Genomic DNA, 21230 nt, shown 5'->3' with positions numbered 1-21230 from the left:
AGAATCCCAGGGTGTAAAAGAAGCTTTACACCACATTAATTTTTTTTTGACATGAACGGGCATAGGTTGCCCTGTTCCCTTTAGGGGAATGTCTGTAAATTTAGAGTTCAGGGCACGCCATGGCCACTACAGCACAATATCTGCCATGCAAAATGCCTCGTGCAGCATAAGCAGGATGCCAAAATAATGTCGACTGTGAAAGCATAACGCCCGTGAAGTAGTTAGGGACAGCGGGTAACCCTGTCAGGATGTAATGAACGTTGAGTCATGGAAACAAAGATTAATTAACGTGAAATTTTCAATCGATCTGTAATTCTGGTTTTCAATAATTGCTAGTACCAACGCACAGTGGGGAAACTACAGCAAACACAGGGTCTAACTGGTCATTTGTACTATCAATGCTCTTTAAATTCTGGTTGTTTTTTTAACGCTACTGTACCAAATGTAATTAGCTAAATGGATTTTTCATAGTTTTTTGTGAATTATTTTTAAAAATTTAATCCTGAGGGGCTACACCGCCTTATTCTCCATGATCCTTTTTTCAAATTCTTCATTCGCCACCACCGCCTTATTCTTAATCCGGGTTTTATAAGTGTTGATAGTGTTTACTGAGTACCGGAGGATGTGCGCAATTTTATCTGTATCATGAATCTCTATGCGGATTAACGCGAAGATGCGCAGATCAGTCAAACCTGCCCCAACAAAAATTCCAGGATCAGTATGCCCTATCGGTAGTATAACGCACTAATTCTTCCAGTGCGGCGCGTGTGGGAGAAGGCGGAAAGGTAAAGAGGATCCGGAATGCCTCATCGCGGTAGTCCATCATTTTTTGGGTGGCATAATCAAGGCCGCCGGAGCGGTTCACGGTTTCCACTACAAAGTTCACTTTGTCTTTATCGGTATGCTGGTGCTTTACAATGTGAAGGATCTTTTTCCGCAGCACCGGGGCTGCCTGTTGAACGGTATAGATCAGGGGAAGGGTTACTTTCTTTTCTTTGATATCATTGCCGGTAGGTTTACCGATGTCGGTATTTCCATAATCAAACAGGTCGTCTTTCAGCTGAAAGGCCATGCCTACTTTTTGCCCGAAGTCGTGTAACAGCCGGATGGTTTCCGGGTTATCGCAGGCAGAGGAAGCGCCGGCGGCACAGGCAGCGGCCAGGAAGGAGGCCGTTTTGGCGTTGATGAGATCATAGTAGTCCTTTTCCTCAAAGCTCAGTTTATTGGCCTTGGTCAGCTGCAACAGTTCTCCTTCTATCATTTGCTGGATGGCGGCGGCATAAATTTTAAGCAAACCTGGATCATTATTATCAAGCGCCAGCAGTACACCTTTTGTAAAGAGCTGGTCGCCCACCATTACGGATACACGATTTTTCCAGAGGGCATTTACGGAAAACGCGCTTCGGCGTTTCATCGCATCATCAACCATATCGTCGTGCACAAGGGAAGCGGTGTGCAGCATTTCCACCAGCAGGGCGGCTCGGTAACTACCATCGTTGATGGCCCCACACAAGCGGGCGCACAGCAACACAAACATGGGACGCATCTGCTTCCCTTTGTGGGCCGCAATATCCGCCATAATCCTGTTCAGCAACAGTACATCACTTTGCATGGCATCATGAAAAATCTCCTCAAACCGTTGTAGTTCGCTACCAATCGTTTCCCTGGCTAATTGCATATGATCATCACTAAGAACGGGGCCGAAATTACGATTTCTGCGGGAAAGTATAACCTGACTTTCTTTATTGCTGAAAGCCCAGCACAAAATGTAATTGCTGCATGTGCTTCAGAAAAACAAGCGTGTCCTGTTCCAGTGTACCCGTATCCGTTATATTCAGCTGCGGTGCATATTCCAGTATATCCCTTACCGTGATACCCGATGTTAACTGCTCGGTTAAAAAAGCCAGCCAGGGCGACAGGTCCGTGAACTCCACATGCCCTGTTTCCGGGTGGCGGAACAACAACACAAAGTAAACACCTTTATTTTTCAGGATGTCTTTGGGCTTCGCTAACAAATGAACCGGGTAATGAAACGATAACAACCGGTATTCAGGATTGAGTACCAGCGGCGTGTCCAGCCAGTTGCCGGAAAGGGAATGCGCGGGTGCAGGTATATCTTCCATGTTATACACCTCCATTTCAGCCCACTCAAAAGCGAGGAGGTCGTTGAGGAAGGGGATACTATAAGTATCTTCCCAGTTGTGCTCTACTGCGTAGGTGTAAAATTCCAGCGGGAGCTTCCACACCTGGTACGACTGACACGCATGTTTCGAAAAAAACTCCTTCACCATTTTATTCCACTTTGCGGTGGGAATATGTTTGAATGCAATGGGGAATGCATTTTCCATTGTATCATGGATCATATTAAACACCAGCTGGCGGTAGTGTTTCAGCCGGTGAGGCTCTACGCCGGGCAGCTTTACTTTTTCACCTGTTCTGCAATAGGTGGAAAAAGTTTGCTGGATATGATAAGTGTCAGGCAACAAGTTCATCTTTCCGTTTCCATTGTTTATGACAAATATTTTTCAGTCTTGTTAACTCGCCCTGCAGCTCCGCCATTTCCGGGATATTAAAATCCCTTTCCAGTAAAACCGGTACCGGTTGCAGGTGTTGAATGGTCCATTCAAAAAGGTCGTATACCGGGTCTATAATCGGTTCCCCGTGGGTATCGATGATCAGGTCGGGCGCTACCTGCTCATGGCCGGCCATATGGATATAAGCTACTTTGCTGAGCGGCAGTTGTTGTATAAATGCTTTGGCATCATACTGATGATTGAAAGCATTTACATAGATGTTATTTACATCCAGCAGCAGCTGGCAGCCGGATTGTTTTACCACTTCATTGATAAAATCCACTTCACTCATTTCCGCCGCTACAGGTGTGTAATAGGATACAATTTCCATTACCAGCGGGCGTTGCAAATAATCCTGTACCTGCTGTATCCGGCCTGCAATATGCTTTACCGCATCCATCCGGAAAGGGATGGGCAGCAGGTCGTACAGATGTGCATTATCACATTTGGAATAGCTCAGATGCTCGGAATAGATCTGTACGTTGTATTCCCGGAGAAATGTTTTTACATATTGCAGAAATGATTTGTCCAGTGCCTCGGGGCTGCCGATAGACAGGGAAAGCCCATGACACAGCACCGGGTATTTTTCTACTACACGATGTAATACTTTCTTCCAGTATCCGCCGATGTTCATCCAGTTTTCAGGGGCAAACTCAATAAAATCGGGCCGGATATGTTCACCGCTGATCATTTCTTCCGCAAACTCCCTGCGAAAACCTACACCTACCATGATCGTACATTTTAGGAGGTTAAAATAAAGTAAAGACCGGCCTGTGCGTACCACACCGGCCTTTACCTGACCTGGAAATCAATTACCGGATTTGGTAGTGTCTTTTTTATGCTTGTCGCCCTTCTTACCTTTTTTGTCACCGCATTTTCCTTCACCGCATTTGCCCTGACCGCATTTACCTTCTTTTGTTTTACCTGCCGCAGCGCTGTCTTTTTTTGCGCCGCAAGATAGTTCAATCGCATTGGCCGTATTACCGGATGCGCCGGTTAGCGCGCTTCTTACTGCTGCCCCGGAGCCCAGGTTAGTATACCCGGCGGGCCTTGCTGTTACCTGCAATGCAGCCATACCGAGGATAGCACCGGCAACAAGAGAGCCGGAAAACAGTACTTTTTTGCTGATAGGATTGTTGTTTTTCATCTTCTTAAAAATTTAAAAAACTGGTGAGAAAATATATGTGTTTGAGAGGTAGACATGGTGATTAAAAAATCCTTACAGGTAATCCGGTTATTTCTCCAGTTGCGCTTGTCTGAAAAGCTTCTGCCCGCATATGATTGTTTTGCCGGTTGTAGCAGAAAGGTTACGGAAATTTACCTGTTTTAGTTTTCTCCGCAACCCAAAAAAATGTTAAAGGCGGATAACCGGCAAGGACAGGAAGGTAAATGGCGGGATAACGGCATCCACTATTCAGCATTTTATCCTATTTTTGGCCTGTACCCAATGAAATATGAATTAAACTCGGCCCATGAAAAATGAAATGTCGCCTGTAACGTCCGTTTACTTTGTAACATTATTGAAAGCATATTTACGTGGTACTAAAACAAGACAGGAAGTAATAGATGAATTGCGCAGCGTATCCCCGCTGCAACAGAAGGCCGGAGAAGAATCAAACACTGAAGTGAGCAGGTTGCTGTTCCAGACTGCCAGTGAAATCAATGAACATTATTACCAGGATATTGTAACTGCTATTTCTCATGCTTCCGATACCACTCCCACACGCGAAGGAGTTATCCACCAGCTGGAGGCAATGCTTACCGGTTATATCACCACGGAACAGCTGATCCAGTGGGCTACCTGGCACAACGAGCCGGATACCGACGATGGAACCGGGTTCTTTGATGATATCGCTGTAGACTATTTCTGTACACAATTATTACCTGCTTCCGCCGGTGAACTGGCAGTGGCCCATTACAAACAGGCGCTGAGGATTTTCCGGTCGGGCCAGCATAACAGCCTGAAAGACAAGGTGGCACTGGTGTTATTATCTGAAAAAGAAAGACAACGTTTTCTCTTTTACCTCAGTGATTATATACAGGGGCATACCTCACCGGAGCAACTGGATGTATACCTGCTTCATAAATTTGGGATGGATCATCACTCCTTTCCTTATATGTCGTCCCTATCCGCTATTATGCACGATCCAGGGAAATTACCGGCGCTCCTGCACCTCGCCGCAATGGACGAATAAATACATCATATAAATTCAACATACTAGCTAACCATCAGGCTGCAGCCCCTCAATGCAGAATTATCGAGCCGGCCCAGTACTTCAAACCGGCCATCGGCATGCATACGACCAATGTCTTCAGTGGCAATGAACGCACAGGAGTATATATTGGCCAGGTCAATTACATTCATAACGCCCGCGCCTTTGCCGGCAGTGAGCTGGAAAGGATCATTCTCATCGCGCAGCAACACCTTCATCCAGGGCGGCGTTTCAAACAAACCATCACATTTGGAATAAGCCTGCGATAGCAGTTCCGTCATGCCGTATTCCGCATGGATACAGGCTGCTCCCAGTCTTTCTTTCAGGAAAGCATGTACTTCCTCACGCGTCCATTCCTCCCTTCTCCCCTTCATTCCACCCGTTTCCATCACGATGGTATTTTTCAGGGAAAGGGTATACTGTTCAGCAAAATCAAGTAATCCGAAAGTAACGCCTATCAGCAATACCTTTTGTCCGCGCGCTTCCAGCTCCTGCAACTGATGGAACAACTTATCATGTTCGTACAGGTAAAAGCCGCTTTCCGGATGCCCGCTGCGGATGGTCATTTCCTGTACCATGCGCACCAGCGAAGAATGTTGCCGCTCCAGGTAAGAAGGTAACAACCCCACTACCACATAGTCGCTCACCGGGCCGTAAAACTGCTCAAAGGCCGTCATGAAGCTTTGGGTATAGATGGCGGAATGTTTAACCAGGTGCCGGCTGTTCACCGTTTGAGTGGTGCCGCTGCTTTCAAAGACCAGTTCCGGCTCAAACCGGCCGCATACCACGGTATGTGATTTGAAAAATTGTATGGGGAGAAAGGGAATTTCAAGAATGCTTTTCACCGAAGCAGGCGGGATGTGCAGGGCATCAGTATAGGCCCTGTACAGGTCATTTTCCCGGTACTGGTACTGAAACAGCTCCAGTGCAGCGGCTTCCAGCCCACTTTCGGTTAATGAAAATATATATTCCGGTGATACGGCGGTCATGCAAAGCTGAATTTAAAATCGCACAAAGTTAGGGAGAAGAATAAATCTATCCGCAGTAAGTAACAATTGTCACAAAAAAACGTTTTGGTATAGATGGATGGCGATAACCGAATATTTGTATATTTCCTAAATTAATGTAGGTTTGTTTTATGAAGAAAATTCTGTTTTTGTTCCTGCTGGCCGGGTTATTTTACGCCTGTAAAAAGGATAAAATAGGTACTAAGCCCACTCTCAGCTTCAAAGGATATTCGCTCGACAGCGTGGTAGCCAATACCCAGGTAATGTTTGTAACGCTTGATGTCCGGGACGGGGACGGTGATATAGAAGATACTTTACAGATAGCCCCCCTCTACGATACTAAAATACAGGATACCTTCTATATTGTAAGACGGATGCCTGAAATTGGCGCCAACAGGGGCAACAGCGTAAAAGCAGAAGTAGCTATCCGGCTCGATCCCGTAGATTTCAGAACCTACCAAAGCCTGAACGACAGCATCCACTTCCTGGTATTTATCCGCGATAATGCCGGAAATATCAGCGATACCCTCGCTACCCCGAAAATACCTTACAACATTCCCTGACAAACGTTACATTCTAAAATATCATACATTTAAGGATTCCTTTTACTAAAGGGATCCTTTTATTTTTAGCTTTACTTTTGATTTTTAGCATATGGATAAAATAGAAGAACTACAGGCAAAGATCGCCGAAGCAATGCTTGGCGGAGGAGATGTACGTATTGCTTCCCAGCATAAAAAAGGTAAGCTCACCGCCCGCGAAAGGATACAGCTGCTGATGGATGAAGGTTCTTTTGAAGAACTGGATATGCTGGTTACTAACCGCAACCGCGGTCTTACGGCCGACCAGGAGCAGTTTCTCGGCGATGGTGTAGTTACCGGCTACGGTACTATCCACGGCCGTTTGACCTATGTTTTCTCACAGGACTTCACCGTATATGGCGGTAGTTTATCCGAACCGCACGCCCGCAAGATCTGCAAGATCATGGACCTGGCTATGCAGAACGGTGCTCCCCTCATTGGTTTAAACGACAGTGGCGGCGCACGTATCCAGGAAGGTGTGGTGAGTCTTGGTGGCTATGCCGATATCTTTTACCGCAATACCAGGGCTTCCGGCGTGATCCCGCAGATCTCCGCCATCATGGGCCCCTGCGCCGGCGGCGCCGTATACTCCCCTGCTATCACCGACTTCATCATGATGGTGGAACAAACCTCCTATATGTTTGTGACCGGGCCTAACGTAGTAAAAACCGTTACCCATGAAGAAGTGACTTCAGAAGAACTGGGTGGCGCCCAAACGCATGCTGCCAAAAGCGGCGTAACCCATTTCGCCTGCGCCAATGAAATAGAATGCATCCAGTATATTAAACAGCTCCTGAGCTATGTGCCACAGAACTGTGAAGAAACAGCGCCGGTATACCCGTACGAACCTGGCAATGAATTAAGGGAAGCCCTCAACACGCTGATCCCGGAACATCCGAACCAGCCATACGACATGAAAGAGGCCATCGCGCAGATTACGGATGCCGACAGCTTCTTTGAGGTACATAAAAATTTTGCAGAAAACATGATCGTGGGCTTTGCCCGCATCGCCGGCAGAAGCATCGGTATAGTAGCCAATCAGCCGGCCCACCTCGCCGGTGTACTGGACATTCACGCCTCCGTAAAAGGCGCCCGGTTCACCCGCTTCTGCGATGCGTTTAACATCCCGCTGCTGGTACTGGTAGATGTTCCCGGCTTCCTGCCCGGCACTGACCAGGAATGGAACGGCATCATCACCAACGGCGCCAAACTGCTGTATGCACTCAGCGAGGCCACGGTACCCAAACTTACCGTTACCACCCGCAAAGCCTACGGCGGCGCTTACTGCGTGATGAACTCCAAACATATCGGCGCTGATCTCAACTTCGCTTTTCCACAGGCCGAAATTGCCGTAATGGGCGCTAAAGGCGCTGTGGAAATCATCTTCAAAAGAGAAATCGATGCAGCCCCTGATCCGGAAGCACGCATGAACGAACTCGTGGCCGACTATACGGAAAGGTTCGCAAACCCTTACCTGGCAGCAGAAAAGGGATACATCGATGAGGTAATCAAACCGGAAATGACCCGTATCAAACTGATCAAGGCTTTCAAAATGCTTGAAAATAAAGTGGTAAATATGCCACGAAAAAAACATGGCAATATACCTTTGTAGCAACTGGCTTCCCGCTTTTTAGTGCTAAAAAGCGGGAAGCTAAAAGCTAAACATATGCTCCGCAGCCTTTTCAATCTTATTCTCTTCACTTCCGTTTATATTTCCGGGTGCGCCATCGGGATGATCTGGCAAACCAACCAGTTGCTGGCCCTCGATTACCCGCATAATACCTTTTATCTTTTTGTTTTCTTTTCTACTATCTGCAGCTACAATTTTCACTGGTACCTTACACCTGGTAGCTACTCCGCTTCAGAAAGAATACTTTGGGGTAACCGTCACCGTGCCCTTATGCTCATTTTATGCGGCATTGGCCTGGCGGGCTCTTTATGGTTTTTCTGGCAACTGCGCGAACACTGGCTGGTACTAAGTGGCAGCGCAGTACTCACCTTTTTGTACTCTGCCCCCAAAGTGCCACACAAAGCATTCCGGTGGCTTAGTAAAATAGCCATCGGCAAAACCTTGTTCCTCACCTTCGTATGGACGTATGTAACCACGGTACTTCCCGCGCTGATAGCCAACAATGTGGTTACACAGCCACTGGTATATCTTACTATACACCGCTTCGGACTCATCTATGCGATCTGTATCTTATTTGATTACCGAGACCTGGAATCAGATAAGAAAGAAGGTATCCGCAGCCTGATCACCGCCCTGGATGAGAAAAACCTGATGCGGCTCTACTATTCATCCCTCATGATAGCCGCCATAAGCGCCGGTTTGATGTGGCCCTATACAACGCTGCCTGCTGTTGTTACCCTGATGATACCCGTTATCGCCACCGCACTCATTACCCGTAAAGCGCAACGCACCGATTCCGATTACCTGTTCTACTTCGTACTGGATGGCTTCATGGCCTTGTCGGCCGTATTATATCTCATGATCGTTTAAACCGGGGCAGCACAATCCCGCGTTTTCCTTACATTTGTCGCGTCACAATCTGCAAATATTATGTCTAAAAAACAGAAATCAATATTCAATAAGGAATCCCTGACATTCCTGGAAACCTACCTGAATAACCCGTCTCCTACCGGTTTTGAGAAAGAAGGACAAAAGCTCTGGCTGAAATACCTGACGCCTTACATCGATGAATATTTTGTAGATTCTTACGGATCTGCGGTTGGTGTTATCAATCCTAAAGCGGAATTTAAAGTGGTGATAGAAGCCCACGCAGATGAAATCTCCTGGTTCGTAAACTACATCTCCCCGGAAGGTTTAATCTATGTAATCCGCAATGGCGGCTCTGATCAGCAGATTGCTCCTTCCAAGCGCGTGAATATCCATACCGAGAAAGGTACCGTGAAAGCTGTTTTCGGCTGGCCGGCTATCCACACCCGTATCCGTAGCGGCGATGGTAAAGAACCACAGCCAAAGGTGGAAAACATTTTCCTCGATTGCGGCGCACGCTCCCGTAAAGAAGTAGAGGACCTCGGTATACACGTAGGTTGTGTATGTACATTTGAAGATGGCTTCGAGGAACTGAACTACGATTACTACATCTGCCGCGCTATCGATAACCGTATCGGTGGTTTTATGATTGCAGAAGTTGCGCGCTTGCTGAAAGAAAAGAAGCAGCAGTTACCTTTTGGTCTTTATATCGTAAATGCGGTGCAGGAAGAAGTGGGCTTACGCGGCGCAGAAATGATCGCCAAACGCATTAAGCCGAATGTAGCCATCATCACCGATGTAACCCACGACACTACCACCCCGATGATCAACAAAAATATTGAGGGAGAAATAAAATGTGGCGGTGGTCCGAGCATCACTTACGGTCCGGCGGTACATAACATCCTCCGTGATCTCATCATCAAAACGGCCAAGAAGAACGACATTCCTCACCAGCTGCATGCAGTAAGCCGCAGTACCGGTACTGATACCGATGCTTTTGCCTACAGCAACGACGGTACGCCTTCCGCCCTGATCAGCTTACCATTGCGCTATATGCACACTACTGTGGAAATGGTGAAGAAAGATGATATTGAAAATACAATTCAGCTGATTTACCAGACATTACTGAATATTACGCCCAAAACGAATTTTCAGTACCTGTAAGATATAAAGAGAAGATCAACGTAATGCCCCCAAAAAGCCAGGCGCTTTTTGGGGGCATTTTTGTTTATACAAGGGCTATATCCTCTGGTAGCGTCCGGCATGCCCCATCATAGGATAAGCCGTAGATAACCCGTATATAAGCCGTATATAAGTCGTAGATAACCCGTATCTATATAGATACAGCTTATCTCTGTCTTTGCCGGAAATATAATATGAATATACCCGGGAACATTCCAGGGTAGGGCCCGGCTCAGCGCAGCGACGCGCTGCCGCCAGTATTGGTTTTTACCCCCAAAGCAAAACGGCCAGGATCCGGCGATATACCGGATCCTGGCCGCTTAAACTAATTTTACGCTTGTGTGTACTTAGTTTTTAAAGAAGTCTGCCGCCCTGTTCACCTTCTCTACCCATGCGCCGGAACTGGCCTGCATCACATATTCACTCAGTCCTACCCTGCTGGCGCCCGGCGCCCAGTCGTAGGTATACCCCAGCCGCGTCCACGGATAATGCATATCTGTAGCGGATGTCAGCGGGCGGTAATAAGCAAAAATAATGTAGTTGTTAAACCAGGTGGAAAACTCCGGCGATACACCGCTGATGGGTACGGCACCGGTGGTTTTGGTGGTAATGGCGGGGTTGCCGGCGGGGCGGTACAACCTCGAAGCGCTTACCCACATGGTAGCGATATGGGTATTCGTTTTTGCATTAACCGGTGGCAGGCCCAGTAGCTGGCAGATACGCTGAATAGTATCTGACGTAGCTGTAAAGGAAGGTCCGATCCGGTTCTTCATCTGTTTGGGGATGAACAGCCAGGATTCGCCCCATACTGTGTTGATGGAATCTCCGGCCGGGTAACTTCCGGGGAAACGCATAAAGGTAGCCATCAACACATACTGCTGGCCATTGATGGTTTTCCATTGGAGATCCGGGTTGTCTGGAGTGATGGGCCACAGTGCATCGGTAATTTCGTTGCTGTCTGCAATCATGGCATCGTCTACAGCCTGATTGTAGAGTTGATCCAGGGTGTACACCGGCGGCGGAGGCAGGATTGGGTCATCATCATTTTTACTGCAACTGGAAAATGCCATCGCGGCAAATAGAACGAGCACGGACAGCTTGCTGCCGTTGGGGAAATGTTTCATAGAAGTGGTTTTCTGGATGTTGGTTATTTAAATTGAGTCCCGCAATTAAGTGTATTTCAACAGAATAATCAAATTTCCCTCATTTTCACTCCTACTAATTGGTAATTTGTATTTCGTAATAATTTGCTACGTTTGCTATTCAAACAAAATCAGATCTATGATCCGTCATGACTGGACGTTAGAAGAAATTAAAGCTATTTACAACACGCCCTTACTGGAACTGGTGTACCGTGCTGCCTCTATTCACCGTGAATACCAGGATACAGCAGAGGTGCAGGTTTGCACCCTCTTGTCCATCAAAACAGGCGGATGCCCTGAAGATTGCGCTTACTGCCCACAGGCTGCCAGATATAATACTGACATCAATGTGCATGGCCTCCTGAAAAAAGAGGACGTGATGAGTTATGCCCAAAAAGCAAAAGAGGCGGGATCTACCCGTTTCTGCATGGGCGCCGCCTGGCGTGAAGTGCGCGACAACCGCGATTTCGACCGTGTACTGGATATGGTAAAAGGTGTAAATGAGCTTGGCATGGAAGTATGCTGCACATTGGGCATGCTGAATGAAGACCAGGCAAAGAAATTAGCCGATGCCGGCCTGTTTGCCTACAATCATAACCTGGATACTTCCCGCGACCACTACGAAGAAATTATCACTACCCGTACTTACGACGATCGTTTGCAAACACTGGACAATGTGAGAAAAGCAGGTGTAAGCGTATGCTGCGGCGGTATTATAGGTTTGGGAGAATCGCATGAAGACCGTATCGCCATGCTGTGGACACTCAGCAGCTTACCGTCCCATCCGGATTCTGTTCCCATCAATGCGCTCACCCGTGTAAAAGGTACGCCGCTGGAACATCTGCCAAAAGTTGAGTTCTGGGATATGGTGCGCATGATTGCCACCACGCGCATCCTGATGCCAAAGGCAATGGTACGTTTGAGTGCCGGCCGTGCGGAAATGAGTATGTCCGACCAGGCATTATGCTTTATGGCAGGCGCCAACTCTATTTTCACAGGAGAGAAATTATTAACAACAGGTAATCCTTCGTTTGAAGAAGACCACATGATGTTTGAGCTGCTGGGACTGAAGCCCAGAGAGGCTTTCAAAGCACAGGAAGCCAGCTGTTGCTAGCGGGTGGGGATCGCCTTCGGCGATTGTCTTGGAGCTGGATTAGACTGATTAATCGTGATTACCTTGATTTTATTTTCTGGGTTTTTGATAAAAAGATTAGGGGAGATATAAGCGAATTCCGCTTTTATCTCCCCTAATCTTTTTAAAATCAAAACATAATAAAATCAAGGTAATCACGATTAATCAGTCTAATCCTGCTCCAAGACAATTTCCAGCGCCGAAGGCGCTCCTACAAATCATTCATCCCGAAATACTCCACGCCCAGCTGGTACCCTTTCAGCCCCAATCCACAGATGCAGCCAATACATTTAGGCGCTATCAGTGAAGTGTGTCTGAATTCTTCCCTTGCATACACGTTGCTGATATGAATTTCCATCACCGGTGTTTTGATGCCGGCAATAGCGTCGCGGATGGCGATGGAGGTATGCGTATAGGCGCCGGCGTTGAGCAGCACGCCATCGTATGAAAATCCTACTTCATGCAGATAGTTCACAATTTCCCCTTCTATATTACTCTGGTGATAGCTAAAAGTTACTGCCGGAAACTGTTTTTGCAGGTGTTTGAAATACTGTTCGAAAGATTCGCTGCCATAGATGCCCGTTTCACGCTTGCCGAGCAGGTTCAGGTTAGGTCCGTTGATGATAGCTATTTGCATGATAATGGTTATAGAATGAAGAATGAGGGACTAAGATAATTAATCCTGTTTATTATTACTATCGCTTCCCCAGCGGTAAGTAGTTTGTTCCAGGCCGGCCAGGTCTATGATCCGGTCCACAACTGTGGCGGCCATTTCTTCGAGGTTGGCGGGAACGCTGTAAAAGGAAGGAGTGGCAGGGCAGATAATACCGCCGGCCAGGGTAACCGCTTCCATATTTCTGATGTGAATAAGATTATAGGGAGTTTCCCTTACTACGCAGATCAGCTTTCTTCTTTCTTTCAGCACTACGTCTGCTGCGCGGGTAATCAGGTCGTTGGAAATGCCGGTGGCAATGCGTCCCAGTGTGCCCATGGAGCAGGGGCAGATGATCATGGTGTTAAAGCGTCCGGACCCGGAAGCAAAGGGAGCGTGGAAATCCTGTTGGGTATAAAAACGGAAAGGCAGGTGTTTATATTCTTCGTCCCTGAGCTCTGTTTCCCATACCGTTTTGGCGTTTTCTGTCATCACCACAGCTACCTGGTCCAGCTGTTCATGTGCTGCCTGCAGCTTTTGTAACAACTGACGGGCATAGATGGAACCACTTGCCCCGGTAACTGCTACTACTATACGATGTTTCATTGGCTATGCTGTTGAATTTACAAAGCTAGCCTATTTGGGTGGTTATACGCCAGCCTGTGCAACTATTTCGTCCATTGCGATACCGCCATGACTTTCATTATAAACACATTCGCCGTTGCGGATAACCAGTACCTGGGGAGACTCATGCGGAACATCATACACTTCCGCTATTTTATTGGATACCGGCCGGTAGGTGATCAGGTCCAGGTAATAAAACGTTAACCCTTCCGGTTCAGCCGACCGTTCCAACCTGGCCTTGGCCATTGAGCTGATAGAGCATCGCGTACTGTGTTTGTAAATAACTACCGGCTGATGCGCTGATACCGCATTGATTTCAGATAGTTGTTCCTCGTTGGTTAACGTTTTCCAATTCATTTAACATGCTTTGTTATGTTCTATCGCAGGCGACTTGGCCATGCCCTTCATGGGACAGCCTAATTTCTGATGGCTTGCGCAGGACGTCAAGAAAGCGGCAAAGATACAAACCATAGCGGTGTAGCCCAAAATTCTTACATAAGATTGCATACTGGCAGTTTTAAATAATTTATGACTAAAACGAAATTTCACAGGAAATATGATACGACCACTTTTTTAATCGTCTTTTGTAACGTTATTTTGCAAATATAGAAAATACATTAAAAAAAACAACAATGTAATTTTCGGCAAGCCGAAAATATCCAGCGTTATGACAAAAGTACATTTTATTGCCATAGGCGGCAGCGTAATGCATCAGTTGGCCATTGCGCTCAAAAATAAAGGTTACCAGGTAACCGGCAGTGACGATGAGATTTTCGAACCGGCACTGTCTAACCTGCAACAGGCGGGCATTTTACCAGCCAGCATGGGTTGGGACCCTGCCCGGATAACGCCGGATCTGGACGCAGTGATCCTCGGTATGCATGCCCGGGACGACAACCCCGAACTGATAAAAGCCCGGGAACTGCAGCTGAAAATTTATTCTTTCCCGGAATATATCTACCAGGAAAGTAAAAATAAAACACGGGTAGCCATCGGGGGAAGTCATGGTAAAACTACCACCACCGCGATGGTCATGCACGCTTTGCAGATTAATCACCAGTCGTTCGACTACCTCGTAGGCGCCCGGCTGGAAGGTTTTGCCCAGTCCGTAAATATTACAGACGCACCAGTAATTGTGTGCGAAGCCGACGAATACCCGGCCTCGGCCATTGAAAAACGGCCCAAATTCCACTTCCTGCACCCGCAAATTGCGGTGTTAACAGGCATTGCATGGGATCATATCAACGTATTTCCTACCTACGAAATATATAAAGAACAGTTTGCCATTTTTATCAGGCAGATGGAAGCCGGTCAGGTACTGATCTACAACAATACGGATACTGAACTCGTTAGCCTGGTAACTGCTACCGGCGGTCACCTGAAACTGGTGCCCTACGGCCTTCCGGAACATACCATTACAAACGGCGTAACCCGTGTTATTTTCGGCGACCAGCAGGCCAGCCTGGAAGTTTTTGGCGATCATAACCTGCTGAACCTCCACGCCGCCAAACTGGTTTGTAATGAACTGGGCCTGTCTGATGCGGAATTCCTGGCAGCAATTGCTACCTTTAAGGGCGCCGCAAAAAGACTGGAACTGGTAGCAAAAAATGATCATTGCGTTATTTACCGTGATTTTGCACATGCGCCTTCTAAAGTGAAAGCCACTATGGAAGCCACCAAACACCAGTTTCCAGACAGGAAGCTGATAGCCGTGCTGGAATTACACACCTATAGCAGTTTAAATGCAGATTTCCTGGAACAATACCGCGGCGCCCTCGATACAGCAGATACCGCCGTTGTATTTTACAGCAAACATGCACTGGAAATAAAAAGAATGCCGGACCTGGCGCCGGAACTGATTGCACAGCGGTTTGGCCGTAATGACCTCCACGTTTTCCACAACAGGGAAAAACTGGAAGCATTCCTGGCCGCACAACAATACCAGGACACCAACCTGCTGCTGATGAGCTCCGGAACATACGATGGCCTCGATTTTAGCAAACTGAAAGCATTATTGCCGTCAGATTAGTAAATACATTAAACTAAATTATAAATTATTCATAATGCCTTCTTTGCTCCTCAAAAGGCCGCTGGCCGTAATCGATCTGGAAACTACCGGTACCAACGTGGCTTCCGATCGTATCATTGAAATTGCTATCATCAAAGTGTTTCCGGACAAAACAACCCAGTCCAAAGTGAAACGCATTAACCCCGGAATGCCGATCCCAGCAGGATCTACAGCAATTCATGGTATTAAAGACGAGGATGTAAAAGACGCACCTACCTTTAAACAGGCCGCTCATGAACTCAAACAGTTCATGGACAACTGCGACCTGGCCGGGTATAACTCCAATCGCTTCGATATTCCCCTCCTGGTAGAGGAATTCCTGCGGGCAGACATCGAATTTGACGTATCCAAACGCAAATTCGTAGATGTACAGCGCATCTTCCACCTGATGGAAAAACGCACCCTGGGCGCCGCCTACAAGTTCTACTGCGATAAGCTGCTGGAAAACGCACACAGCGCCGAAGCAGACGCACTGGCTACATACGAGATCCTGGAAGCCCAACTGGGCCGCTACGAACAGCTACAACAGGATATCGACTCACTGGCCGATTTTACAAAAGAGGAAGATTATATCGACTTTGCCCGCCGCCTCGTGATGCAGGGCGGACAGGAAGTATTTAACTTTGGTAAGTATAAAGGCCGTCCCGTCAGAGACGTGCTAAAGGCAGAACCTCAGTACTACGACTGGATGATGAAAGCAGATTTCCCGCTCAATACCAAACAGAAACTGACTGAGATCTTCCATAATATGATGTTAAAAAAAATGTAATGTTATTCGGGAACGTCATATCTTGCGCCGGAATTGAATTATTTTCGCAGTCCAAAAATATCATCTGCTGATTGGAAAAGCTTGTCATCATTCCTACGTACAATGAAAAGGATAATATCCGTAACATCATTGACGCTGTATTTTCCTTACAGCAGAATTTTCATGTCCTCATTGTGGATGACGGATCGCCCGACGGCACCGGCGCTATTGTGAAATCATTACAACAGCAGCATCCCAACGAATTATTCCTGGAAGAAAGGTCCGGCAAACAAGGTTTGGGTACAGCTTATATCCACGGTTTCAAATGGGCACTGGCCCGGGGCTATCAGTACATTATAGAAATGGACGCGGATTTTTCACACAATCCTAAAGATCTCCCGCGCCTGTATGACGCCTGCGCCAAAGAAGGAGCAGATGTATCCGTAGGTTCCCGCTACGTAAAAGGCGGCAAAACCGAAAACTGGCCGTGGGACCGCGCCGTATTATCTTATGGCGCCTCCATTTATGTTGGCATGATCACCTGGATGCCCGTAAAAGATCCCACCGCAGGATTTGTATGTTACCGCAATACCGTACTGGAATCCATAAACCTGGACCAGATACAGTTTGTAGGCTACGCCTTCCAGATTGAAATGAAATTTACGGCATGGAAGCTCGGCTTTAAAATAAAAGAAGTACCTATTACCTTTAAAGACCGGAAAGAAGGATACTCCAAAATGAGCAAAGGCATTGTAAAAGAAGGGATCCTCGGGGTACTCAAAATACAATGGCAAAGCCTCTTCCGCAATTATAAAAGAAGAGTACAGAATTAATTAATAAATCACATCAATTGCATAGCATTTAGGGACCTGTTCATTTAAAAAATGACCTGGTCCCTAAATACATTTTAACGGACCATGAAGAAAGCATTTCTCCAGCTACACCTTTCCGTATTTCTGGCTGGATTTACAGGGATATTAGGTAAACTGATTTCCCTCAACGAAGGATTACTGGTATGGTACCGGTTACTGATCACCTCCGTTACTTTGTATGTTTTATTCCGCTTCCAGGGTACTTTTAAAAAGCTTCCCTGGAAGGATATCCTTCCCATTGGCAGCACCGGCGTGGTAATAGCCCTCCATTGGCTTTTCTTTTACGGCAGTATCAAATATTCCAACGTATCTATCGGGGTGGTTTGCTTTTCGCTTACCAGCCTGTTCACCGCCATATTTGACCCGCTCATTAACAGGCGCCGCTTTGATGTAGCCGAAATGTTACTGAGTATGCTCACCCTGCTGGGAATCCTGCTGATCTTCCACTTTGATACACAATACCGTACCGGCATCATCCTGGGCATTATTTCCGCCATGTTTGCCGCACTGTTCACCGTATTCAATAAAAGACTGATCAAACGGTTCGATACGCCCACCATCACTTTCTATGAGCTGTCAACAGGCTTTCTGGTACTGAGTCTCGCTATGCCTTTATACCTCCACTTATTCCCGGCTCCTTCCCTGCTGCCCTCATCTATGGATTTACTCTACCTGTTTATACTGGCCTGGTTCTGCACCGTGCTGATGTACCTGCTGAATATGAGTGCGTTAAAGAAAATATCCGCTTTTACCGTGAACCTGTGTTTCAACCTGGAACCGGTTTACAGCATCGTGATGGCGTTTATATTGTTTCATGAAAACCAGTTTCTGAACAACGCCTTCTACGCCGGGCTGGGCTGTATCATCCTTTCCGTAGGACTACAAATGCTGCGTGTGGTAAGGGGCAAAACCGCATCCTAATCCCCCCGCTCATCCTCATTTATTTGTAACTTGAGCGCCGTAATTATTACTTTGCGCTTATGAGAAAAGTTTTATTAGGGGTGTCCCTCCTGGGCTCCTCCCTTCTTACCTATGCACAGCAACCTGCAAAAAAGCCGCTGGACCACAGTGTTTACGACAGTTGGCAAAGCATTGGCACTAAACTGATCAGTAATAACGGACAGTGGGTAGTGTATTCAGTGGTACCACAGGAAGGCGACGCCAGCCTGGTAATTTACGACCGTAAAACCGGTCAGTCAGCTACCATTGCCCGTGGCAGCAACCCGGTTATCACGGAAGATTCCCGCTACGTGATCTGCAGCATCAAACCGTTTTTTAAAGATACCCGCGAGGCAAAGATCAAAAAGAAGAAAGCGGCGGAAATGCCTAAAGATTCCCTGGCTATCATTGCATTGGGACAACCCGGTATCCTGAAATTTCCAGCGGTAAAATCTTTTAAAACACCGGAAAAAGGCAGTGGTTTACTCGCCTACCTTTTGGAAAAACCAGCAGCTGACAGCGCCAAAGGCAAAGGCAACAAAGCGCCTAAGCCGTTGGATGGCGATGATCGTGCAGATGACGACAAAACGCCTGCTGCCGGCGCTGAAAGCGGCACGCTGGTGATTCGTCAGCTGCTGAGCGGTACACAGGATACCATTAAGAATGTGACTGAATTTGCCTTCAGCAAACCCGGTAACCAACTCCTTATAGAAACAAAAGCAGATAAAAAAGATTCACTGTCGCGCAACGGTGTACTCCTGTGGCATACCGCCAACAGGAAAGCTACTGCACTGAGCAATGGCAACAGCGATTATAAACAATTCGCCTTCGACGAAAAAGGAGAACAGGCGGCGTATTTCGGTACCCGCGATTCGGCCAAAGCATTACAGCAATTCTATAAGCTCTATTATTTCAAACCCGGGCAGGACAGCGCCTACGAAGTAGCCGATAAAAACAGCAGCGGCATTCCGGCCAACTGGAGCATCAGTCCCAACAGCCTGATTTACTTTAGCAAAGATGGTCAGCGCCTGTTTTTTGGCACCGCTCCCATACTGCCCGTGAAAGATACCACCCTCGTGGATTTCGAAGTAGCTAAAGTAGATATCTGGAATTATAAAGATGATTACCTGCAGCCCATGCAGTTAAAAAATGCAGATAAAGAACTGAAAAGAAGTTATGCCGCCGTATACTATCCGGGTAGCAAACGGGTGATCCAGTTAAGCGATAAAGACCTGGAAACGGTGATCACCACAGCGGAAGGCAACAGCCCTAACGCGCTCGGCTATACGGACAAAGGCGCGCGCATTCCCATGCAATGGGTGGGCCGCACACTGAAAACAGCTTACCTCGTAAACATAAATGACGGTACGAGAAAAAAGATCAAAGAAAAACTGGACGGTAGCTTTTTCATCTCCCCTAATGGAAAATATATCATCTGGTACGACCTGGCAAACCGGGAGTGGTTCAGTTATAACAACGCTACCGGCGCAGCGGTAAGTGTAAGCAAAGGCATTCCCACCAAAGTATATGATGAGGAAGATGATCATCCTGATGTACCGGATGCCTATGGCATTGCCGGCTGGATGACGGATGATAATTACGTGTACATCTACGACCGCTACGATATCTGGCAGGTAGATCCTTCCGGAAAAGCAGCGCCGCTGAACATTACCAAAGGCATGGGCCGTACCGGCAAAATACGTTTCCGTTACCTGCGCCTGGATCCCGATAAGAAATTTTTCCTGCCCGGCGATCGCCTGACGTTAACGGCTTTCCAGGACAGCACCAAATACAATGGCTTTTATTCACTGGAACTGCCACGTAAAAGCGGTAAGGCCGCCAGCCTGCAACCCGTGGTGCTTGGGCCTTATTCCTACACTGATTTGCTGAAAGCAAAAGACGCCAACGTGTTTTCGTATACCCGTAGCCGGTATGAGCTTTCCCCGGATGTTTTTACAGGAGATGATATCGCAAAAGCTGTGCAGATCAGTCATACTAATCCCCAGCAACAGGATTATAACTGGGGCACCGCATCGCTGTATAAGTGGACTACCTTCAGTGGCAAACCTGCAGAAGGCATTCTTTATAAGCCTGAAAATTTTGACAGCACCAAACAATACCCGGTTATCTTTTATTTCTACGAGAAGTTAACAGATGGATTGTACAATTACCAGGCGCCTGCGCCGACGCCATCACGACTCAATATTTCATTTTTTGTAAGTCGCGGTTACCTGGTAGTGGCACCGGATATCAGCTATGAAAATGGTTATCCTGGTAAAAGTGCGTACGATTATATTGTGAGTGCCGCAGAAGATCTGGCCAAAAAGCCGTGGGTAGATGGAAAAAATATGGGGATCCAGGGTCAGAGCTGGGGCGGGTACCAGGTGGCTTATCTCATCACGCAAACCAATCTCTTTAAAGCGGCGTGGGCCGGCGCTCCCGTGGCCAACATGACCAGTGCCTATGGTGGTATCCGCTGGGAAAGCGGTATGAACAGGCAGTTCCAGTATGAGCATTCACAAAGCCGTATCGGCGCTACCCTATGGGAGAAGCCTGAACTGTATATTGAAAACTCACCGTTGTTCAACCTGCCGCGTGTAAACACGCCGGTGGCTATTATGGCCAACGATGCCGATGGCGCCGTTCCCTGGTACCAGGGCATCGAAATGTTTACCGGTTTACGCCGTTTAGGCAAGCCGGTGTGGTTGCTGAATTATAACAACGAAGCGCATAACCTGGTACAACGCCAGAACCGCAAAGATATTCAACGCAGGGAGCAACAGTTTTTTGATCACTTCCTGAAAGGCGCACCGGCGCCACAATGGCTGGAAAGCGGCGTACCTGCTACAGAAAAAGGGATCAACTGGGGCTGGGATCCGCAACAGTAAATTAAACGTATTAACAAAAAAACGCTGCAGGTTTCTGCGGCGTTTTTTGTTAATACAGGACCACTGATAATCCTATTAACAGCTATTAACGATGGTTGACGCATTTTTGAGC

General features: G+C 47.2%; 20 protein-coding genes. 11 read left to right on the top strand and 9 right to left on the bottom strand.

Going from position 1 to position 21230, the window contains the following annotated elements:
• Positions 1-715: 715 nt before the first annotated feature.
• The 4 genes from V7S65_RS00685 to V7S65_RS00670 all read right to left on the bottom strand — a co-directional run bounded on the left by V7S65_RS00685 (position 716) and on the right by V7S65_RS00670 (position 3720).
• Entirely contained in the window at positions 716-1678 is a 963-nt protein-coding gene (locus V7S65_RS00685) for a polyprenyl synthetase family protein (protein ID WP_079468729.1), read from the bottom strand.
• Positions 1679-1742: 64 nt separating this feature from the next.
• Positions 1743-2492, bottom strand: coding sequence for an HvfC/BufC N-terminal domain-containing protein (locus V7S65_RS00680; protein ID WP_336386559.1), 750 nt, complete (start codon positions 2490-2492; stop codon positions 1743-1745).
• Positions 2476-3303 carry an HvfB family MNIO-type RiPP peptide maturase gene (locus V7S65_RS00675; protein ID WP_079468731.1) on the bottom strand — a complete coding sequence of 276 codons (828 nt, stop codon included), beginning with the start codon at positions 3301-3303 and terminating at the stop codon, positions 2476-2478. The genes V7S65_RS00680 and V7S65_RS00675 overlap by 17 nt, the downstream gene beginning before the upstream one ends.
• A gap of 78 nt (positions 3304-3381) precedes the next feature.
• Positions 3382-3720 carry a hypothetical protein gene (locus V7S65_RS00670; RefSeq protein WP_079468732.1) on the bottom strand — a complete coding sequence of 113 codons (339 nt, stop codon included), beginning with the start codon at positions 3718-3720 and terminating at the stop codon, positions 3382-3384.
• 325 nt (positions 3721-4045) lie between these two features.
• Between V7S65_RS00670 and V7S65_RS00665 the strand changes: the two genes are divergently transcribed.
• Entirely contained in the window at positions 4046-4768 is a 723-nt protein-coding gene (locus V7S65_RS00665; RefSeq protein ID WP_079468733.1) for a hypothetical protein, read from the top strand.
• 23 nt (positions 4769-4791) lie between these two features.
• Here V7S65_RS00665 and V7S65_RS00660 read toward each other — a convergent pair whose 3' ends face one another.
• Positions 4792-5775 (bottom strand): LuxE/PaaK family acyltransferase, encoded by a 984-nt coding sequence (locus tag V7S65_RS00660; protein ID WP_336386560.1) that lies wholly within the window; start codon positions 5773-5775, stop codon positions 4792-4794.
• Positions 5776-5924: 149 nt separating this feature from the next.
• Between V7S65_RS00660 and V7S65_RS00655 the strand changes: the two genes are divergently transcribed.
• The 4 genes from V7S65_RS00655 to V7S65_RS00640 all read left to right on the top strand — a co-directional run bounded on the left by V7S65_RS00655 (position 5925) and on the right by V7S65_RS00640 (position 10035).
• Positions 5925-6356, top strand: a complete 432-nt coding sequence (locus V7S65_RS00655; protein WP_079468735.1) for a hypothetical protein — start codon at positions 5925-5927, stop codon at positions 6354-6356.
• A gap of 91 nt (positions 6357-6447) precedes the next feature.
• Positions 6448-7986: an acyl-CoA carboxylase subunit beta gene (locus V7S65_RS00650; RefSeq protein WP_336386561.1), complete on the top strand. Its 1539-nt coding sequence runs from the start codon at positions 6448-6450 to the stop codon at positions 7984-7986.
• 54 nt (positions 7987-8040) lie between these two features.
• Positions 8041-8874: a UbiA family prenyltransferase gene (locus V7S65_RS00645; protein WP_111579601.1), complete on the top strand. Its 834-nt coding sequence runs from the start codon at positions 8041-8043 to the stop codon at positions 8872-8874.
• 60 nt (positions 8875-8934) lie between these two features.
• Complete coding sequence (locus tag V7S65_RS00640) at positions 8935-10035, top strand: M42 family metallopeptidase (RefSeq protein ID WP_079468738.1); 1101 nt, start codon at positions 8935-8937, stop codon at positions 10033-10035.
• A gap of 365 nt (positions 10036-10400) precedes the next feature.
• On the opposite strand, the gene V7S65_RS00635 is transcribed toward V7S65_RS00640, so the two are convergent.
• The gene (locus V7S65_RS00635) at positions 10401-11177 is read right to left on the bottom strand and encodes a hypothetical protein (protein ID WP_079468739.1); all 777 of its coding nucleotides are present in this window, start codon (positions 11175-11177) and stop codon (positions 10401-10403) included.
• A 157-nt stretch (positions 11178-11334) separates the two neighbouring features.
• On the opposite strand from V7S65_RS00635, the gene bioB reads away from it, so the two are divergent.
• Positions 11335-12309: a biotin synthase BioB gene (gene bioB / locus V7S65_RS00630; RefSeq protein WP_079468740.1), complete on the top strand. Its 975-nt coding sequence runs from the start codon at positions 11335-11337 to the stop codon at positions 12307-12309.
• 229 nt (positions 12310-12538) lie between these two features.
• Here bioB and aroQ read toward each other — a convergent pair whose 3' ends face one another.
• From aroQ to ytxJ, 3 genes are read right to left on the bottom strand one after another with little or no spacing between them, the layout of a single operon-like run.
• Complete coding sequence (gene aroQ / locus V7S65_RS00625; RefSeq protein WP_079468741.1) at positions 12539-12964, bottom strand: type II 3-dehydroquinate dehydratase; 426 nt, start codon at positions 12962-12964, stop codon at positions 12539-12541.
• A gap of 39 nt (positions 12965-13003) precedes the next feature.
• Entirely contained in the window at positions 13004-13585 is a 582-nt protein-coding gene (locus V7S65_RS00620; RefSeq protein WP_111579599.1) for a UbiX family flavin prenyltransferase, read from the bottom strand.
• A 42-nt stretch (positions 13586-13627) separates the two neighbouring features.
• Positions 13628-13960 (bottom strand): bacillithiol system redox-active protein YtxJ, encoded by a 333-nt coding sequence (gene ytxJ, locus V7S65_RS00615; protein WP_336386562.1) that lies wholly within the window; start codon positions 13958-13960, stop codon positions 13628-13630.
• A gap of 310 nt (positions 13961-14270) precedes the next feature.
• Here ytxJ and V7S65_RS00610 point away from each other — a divergent pair, with 310 nt between their 5' ends.
• The 5 genes from V7S65_RS00610 to V7S65_RS00590 all read left to right on the top strand — a co-directional run bounded on the left by V7S65_RS00610 (position 14271) and on the right by V7S65_RS00590 (position 21118).
• Entirely contained in the window at positions 14271-15632 is a 1362-nt protein-coding gene (locus tag V7S65_RS00610; RefSeq protein WP_336386563.1) for a UDP-N-acetylmuramate--L-alanine ligase, read from the top strand.
• 34 nt (positions 15633-15666) lie between these two features.
• The gene (locus V7S65_RS00605; protein ID WP_079468745.1) at positions 15667-16440 is read left to right on the top strand and encodes a 3'-5' exonuclease; all 774 of its coding nucleotides are present in this window, start codon (positions 15667-15669) and stop codon (positions 16438-16440) included.
• Positions 16441-16511: 71 nt separating this feature from the next.
• A complete protein-coding gene (locus V7S65_RS00600; RefSeq protein ID WP_079468746.1) occupies positions 16512-17252 on the top strand; it encodes a polyprenol monophosphomannose synthase in 741 nt (246 codons plus the stop codon).
• 84 nt (positions 17253-17336) lie between these two features.
• Positions 17337-18212 carry a DMT family transporter gene (locus tag V7S65_RS00595; RefSeq protein WP_079468747.1) on the top strand — a complete coding sequence of 292 codons (876 nt, stop codon included), beginning with the start codon at positions 17337-17339 and terminating at the stop codon, positions 18210-18212.
• A gap of 59 nt (positions 18213-18271) precedes the next feature.
• Positions 18272-21118, top strand: coding sequence for an alpha/beta hydrolase family protein (locus tag V7S65_RS00590; protein WP_336386564.1), 2847 nt, complete (start codon positions 18272-18274; stop codon positions 21116-21118).
• Positions 21119-21230 lie beyond the last annotated feature (112 nt).

It is taken from the genome of Chitinophaga sp. CCNWYY40 (assembly GCF_037483205.1).
GTDB lineage: Bacteria > Bacteroidota > Bacteroidia > Chitinophagales > Chitinophagaceae > Chitinophaga > Chitinophaga ginsengisegetis.
Note: the sequence above shows the minus strand (reverse complement) of the source record. Positions and strands in the feature narration are given on the sequence as shown.

Coding starts and splice junctions, on each gene's coding strand:
- V7S65_RS00605 (WP_079468745.1), top strand. CDS start 15,667: ATGCCTTCTTTGCTCCTCAAAAGGCCGCTGGCCGTAATCGATCTGGAA.
- ytxJ (WP_336386562.1), bottom strand. CDS start 13,960: ATGAATTGGAAAACGTTAACCAACGAGGAACAACTATCTGAAATCAAT.
- V7S65_RS00670 (WP_079468732.1), bottom strand. CDS start 3,720: ATGAAAAACAACAATCCTATCAGCAAAAAAGTACTGTTTTCCGGCTCT.
- V7S65_RS00595 (WP_079468747.1), top strand. CDS start 17,337: ATGAAGAAAGCATTTCTCCAGCTACACCTTTCCGTATTTCTGGCTGGA.
- V7S65_RS00680 (WP_336386559.1), bottom strand. CDS start 2,492: ATGAACTTGTTGCCTGACACTTATCATATCCAGCAAACTTTTTCCACC.
- V7S65_RS00685 (WP_079468729.1), bottom strand. CDS start 1,678: ATGCAATTAGCCAGGGAAACGATTGGTAGCGAACTACAACGGTTTGAG.
- V7S65_RS00675 (WP_079468731.1), bottom strand. CDS start 3,303: ATGGTAGGTGTAGGTTTTCGCAGGGAGTTTGCGGAAGAAATGATCAGC.
- V7S65_RS00655 (WP_079468735.1), top strand. CDS start 5,925: ATGAAGAAAATTCTGTTTTTGTTCCTGCTGGCCGGGTTATTTTACGCC.
- V7S65_RS00590 (WP_336386564.1), top strand. CDS start 18,272: ATGAGAAAAGTTTTATTAGGGGTGTCCCTCCTGGGCTCCTCCCTTCTT.
- aroQ (WP_079468741.1), bottom strand. CDS start 12,964: ATGCAAATAGCTATCATCAACGGACCTAACCTGAACCTGCTCGGCAAG.
- V7S65_RS00620 (WP_111579599.1), bottom strand. CDS start 13,585: ATGAAACATCGTATAGTAGTAGCAGTTACCGGGGCAAGTGGTTCCATC.
- bioB (WP_079468740.1), top strand. CDS start 11,335: ATGATCCGTCATGACTGGACGTTAGAAGAAATTAAAGCTATTTACAAC.
- V7S65_RS00660 (WP_336386560.1), bottom strand. CDS start 5,775: ATGACCGCCGTATCACCGGAATATATATTTTCATTAACCGAAAGTGGG.
- V7S65_RS00665 (WP_079468733.1), top strand. CDS start 4,046: ATGAAAAATGAAATGTCGCCTGTAACGTCCGTTTACTTTGTAACATTA.
- V7S65_RS00645 (WP_111579601.1), top strand. CDS start 8,041: ATGCTCCGCAGCCTTTTCAATCTTATTCTCTTCACTTCCGTTTATATT.
- V7S65_RS00640 (WP_079468738.1), top strand. CDS start 8,935: ATGTCTAAAAAACAGAAATCAATATTCAATAAGGAATCCCTGACATTC.
- V7S65_RS00635 (WP_079468739.1), bottom strand. CDS start 11,177: ATGAAACATTTCCCCAACGGCAGCAAGCTGTCCGTGCTCGTTCTATTT.
- V7S65_RS00650 (WP_336386561.1), top strand. CDS start 6,448: ATGGATAAAATAGAAGAACTACAGGCAAAGATCGCCGAAGCAATGCTT.
- V7S65_RS00610 (WP_336386563.1), top strand. CDS start 14,271: ATGACAAAAGTACATTTTATTGCCATAGGCGGCAGCGTAATGCATCAG.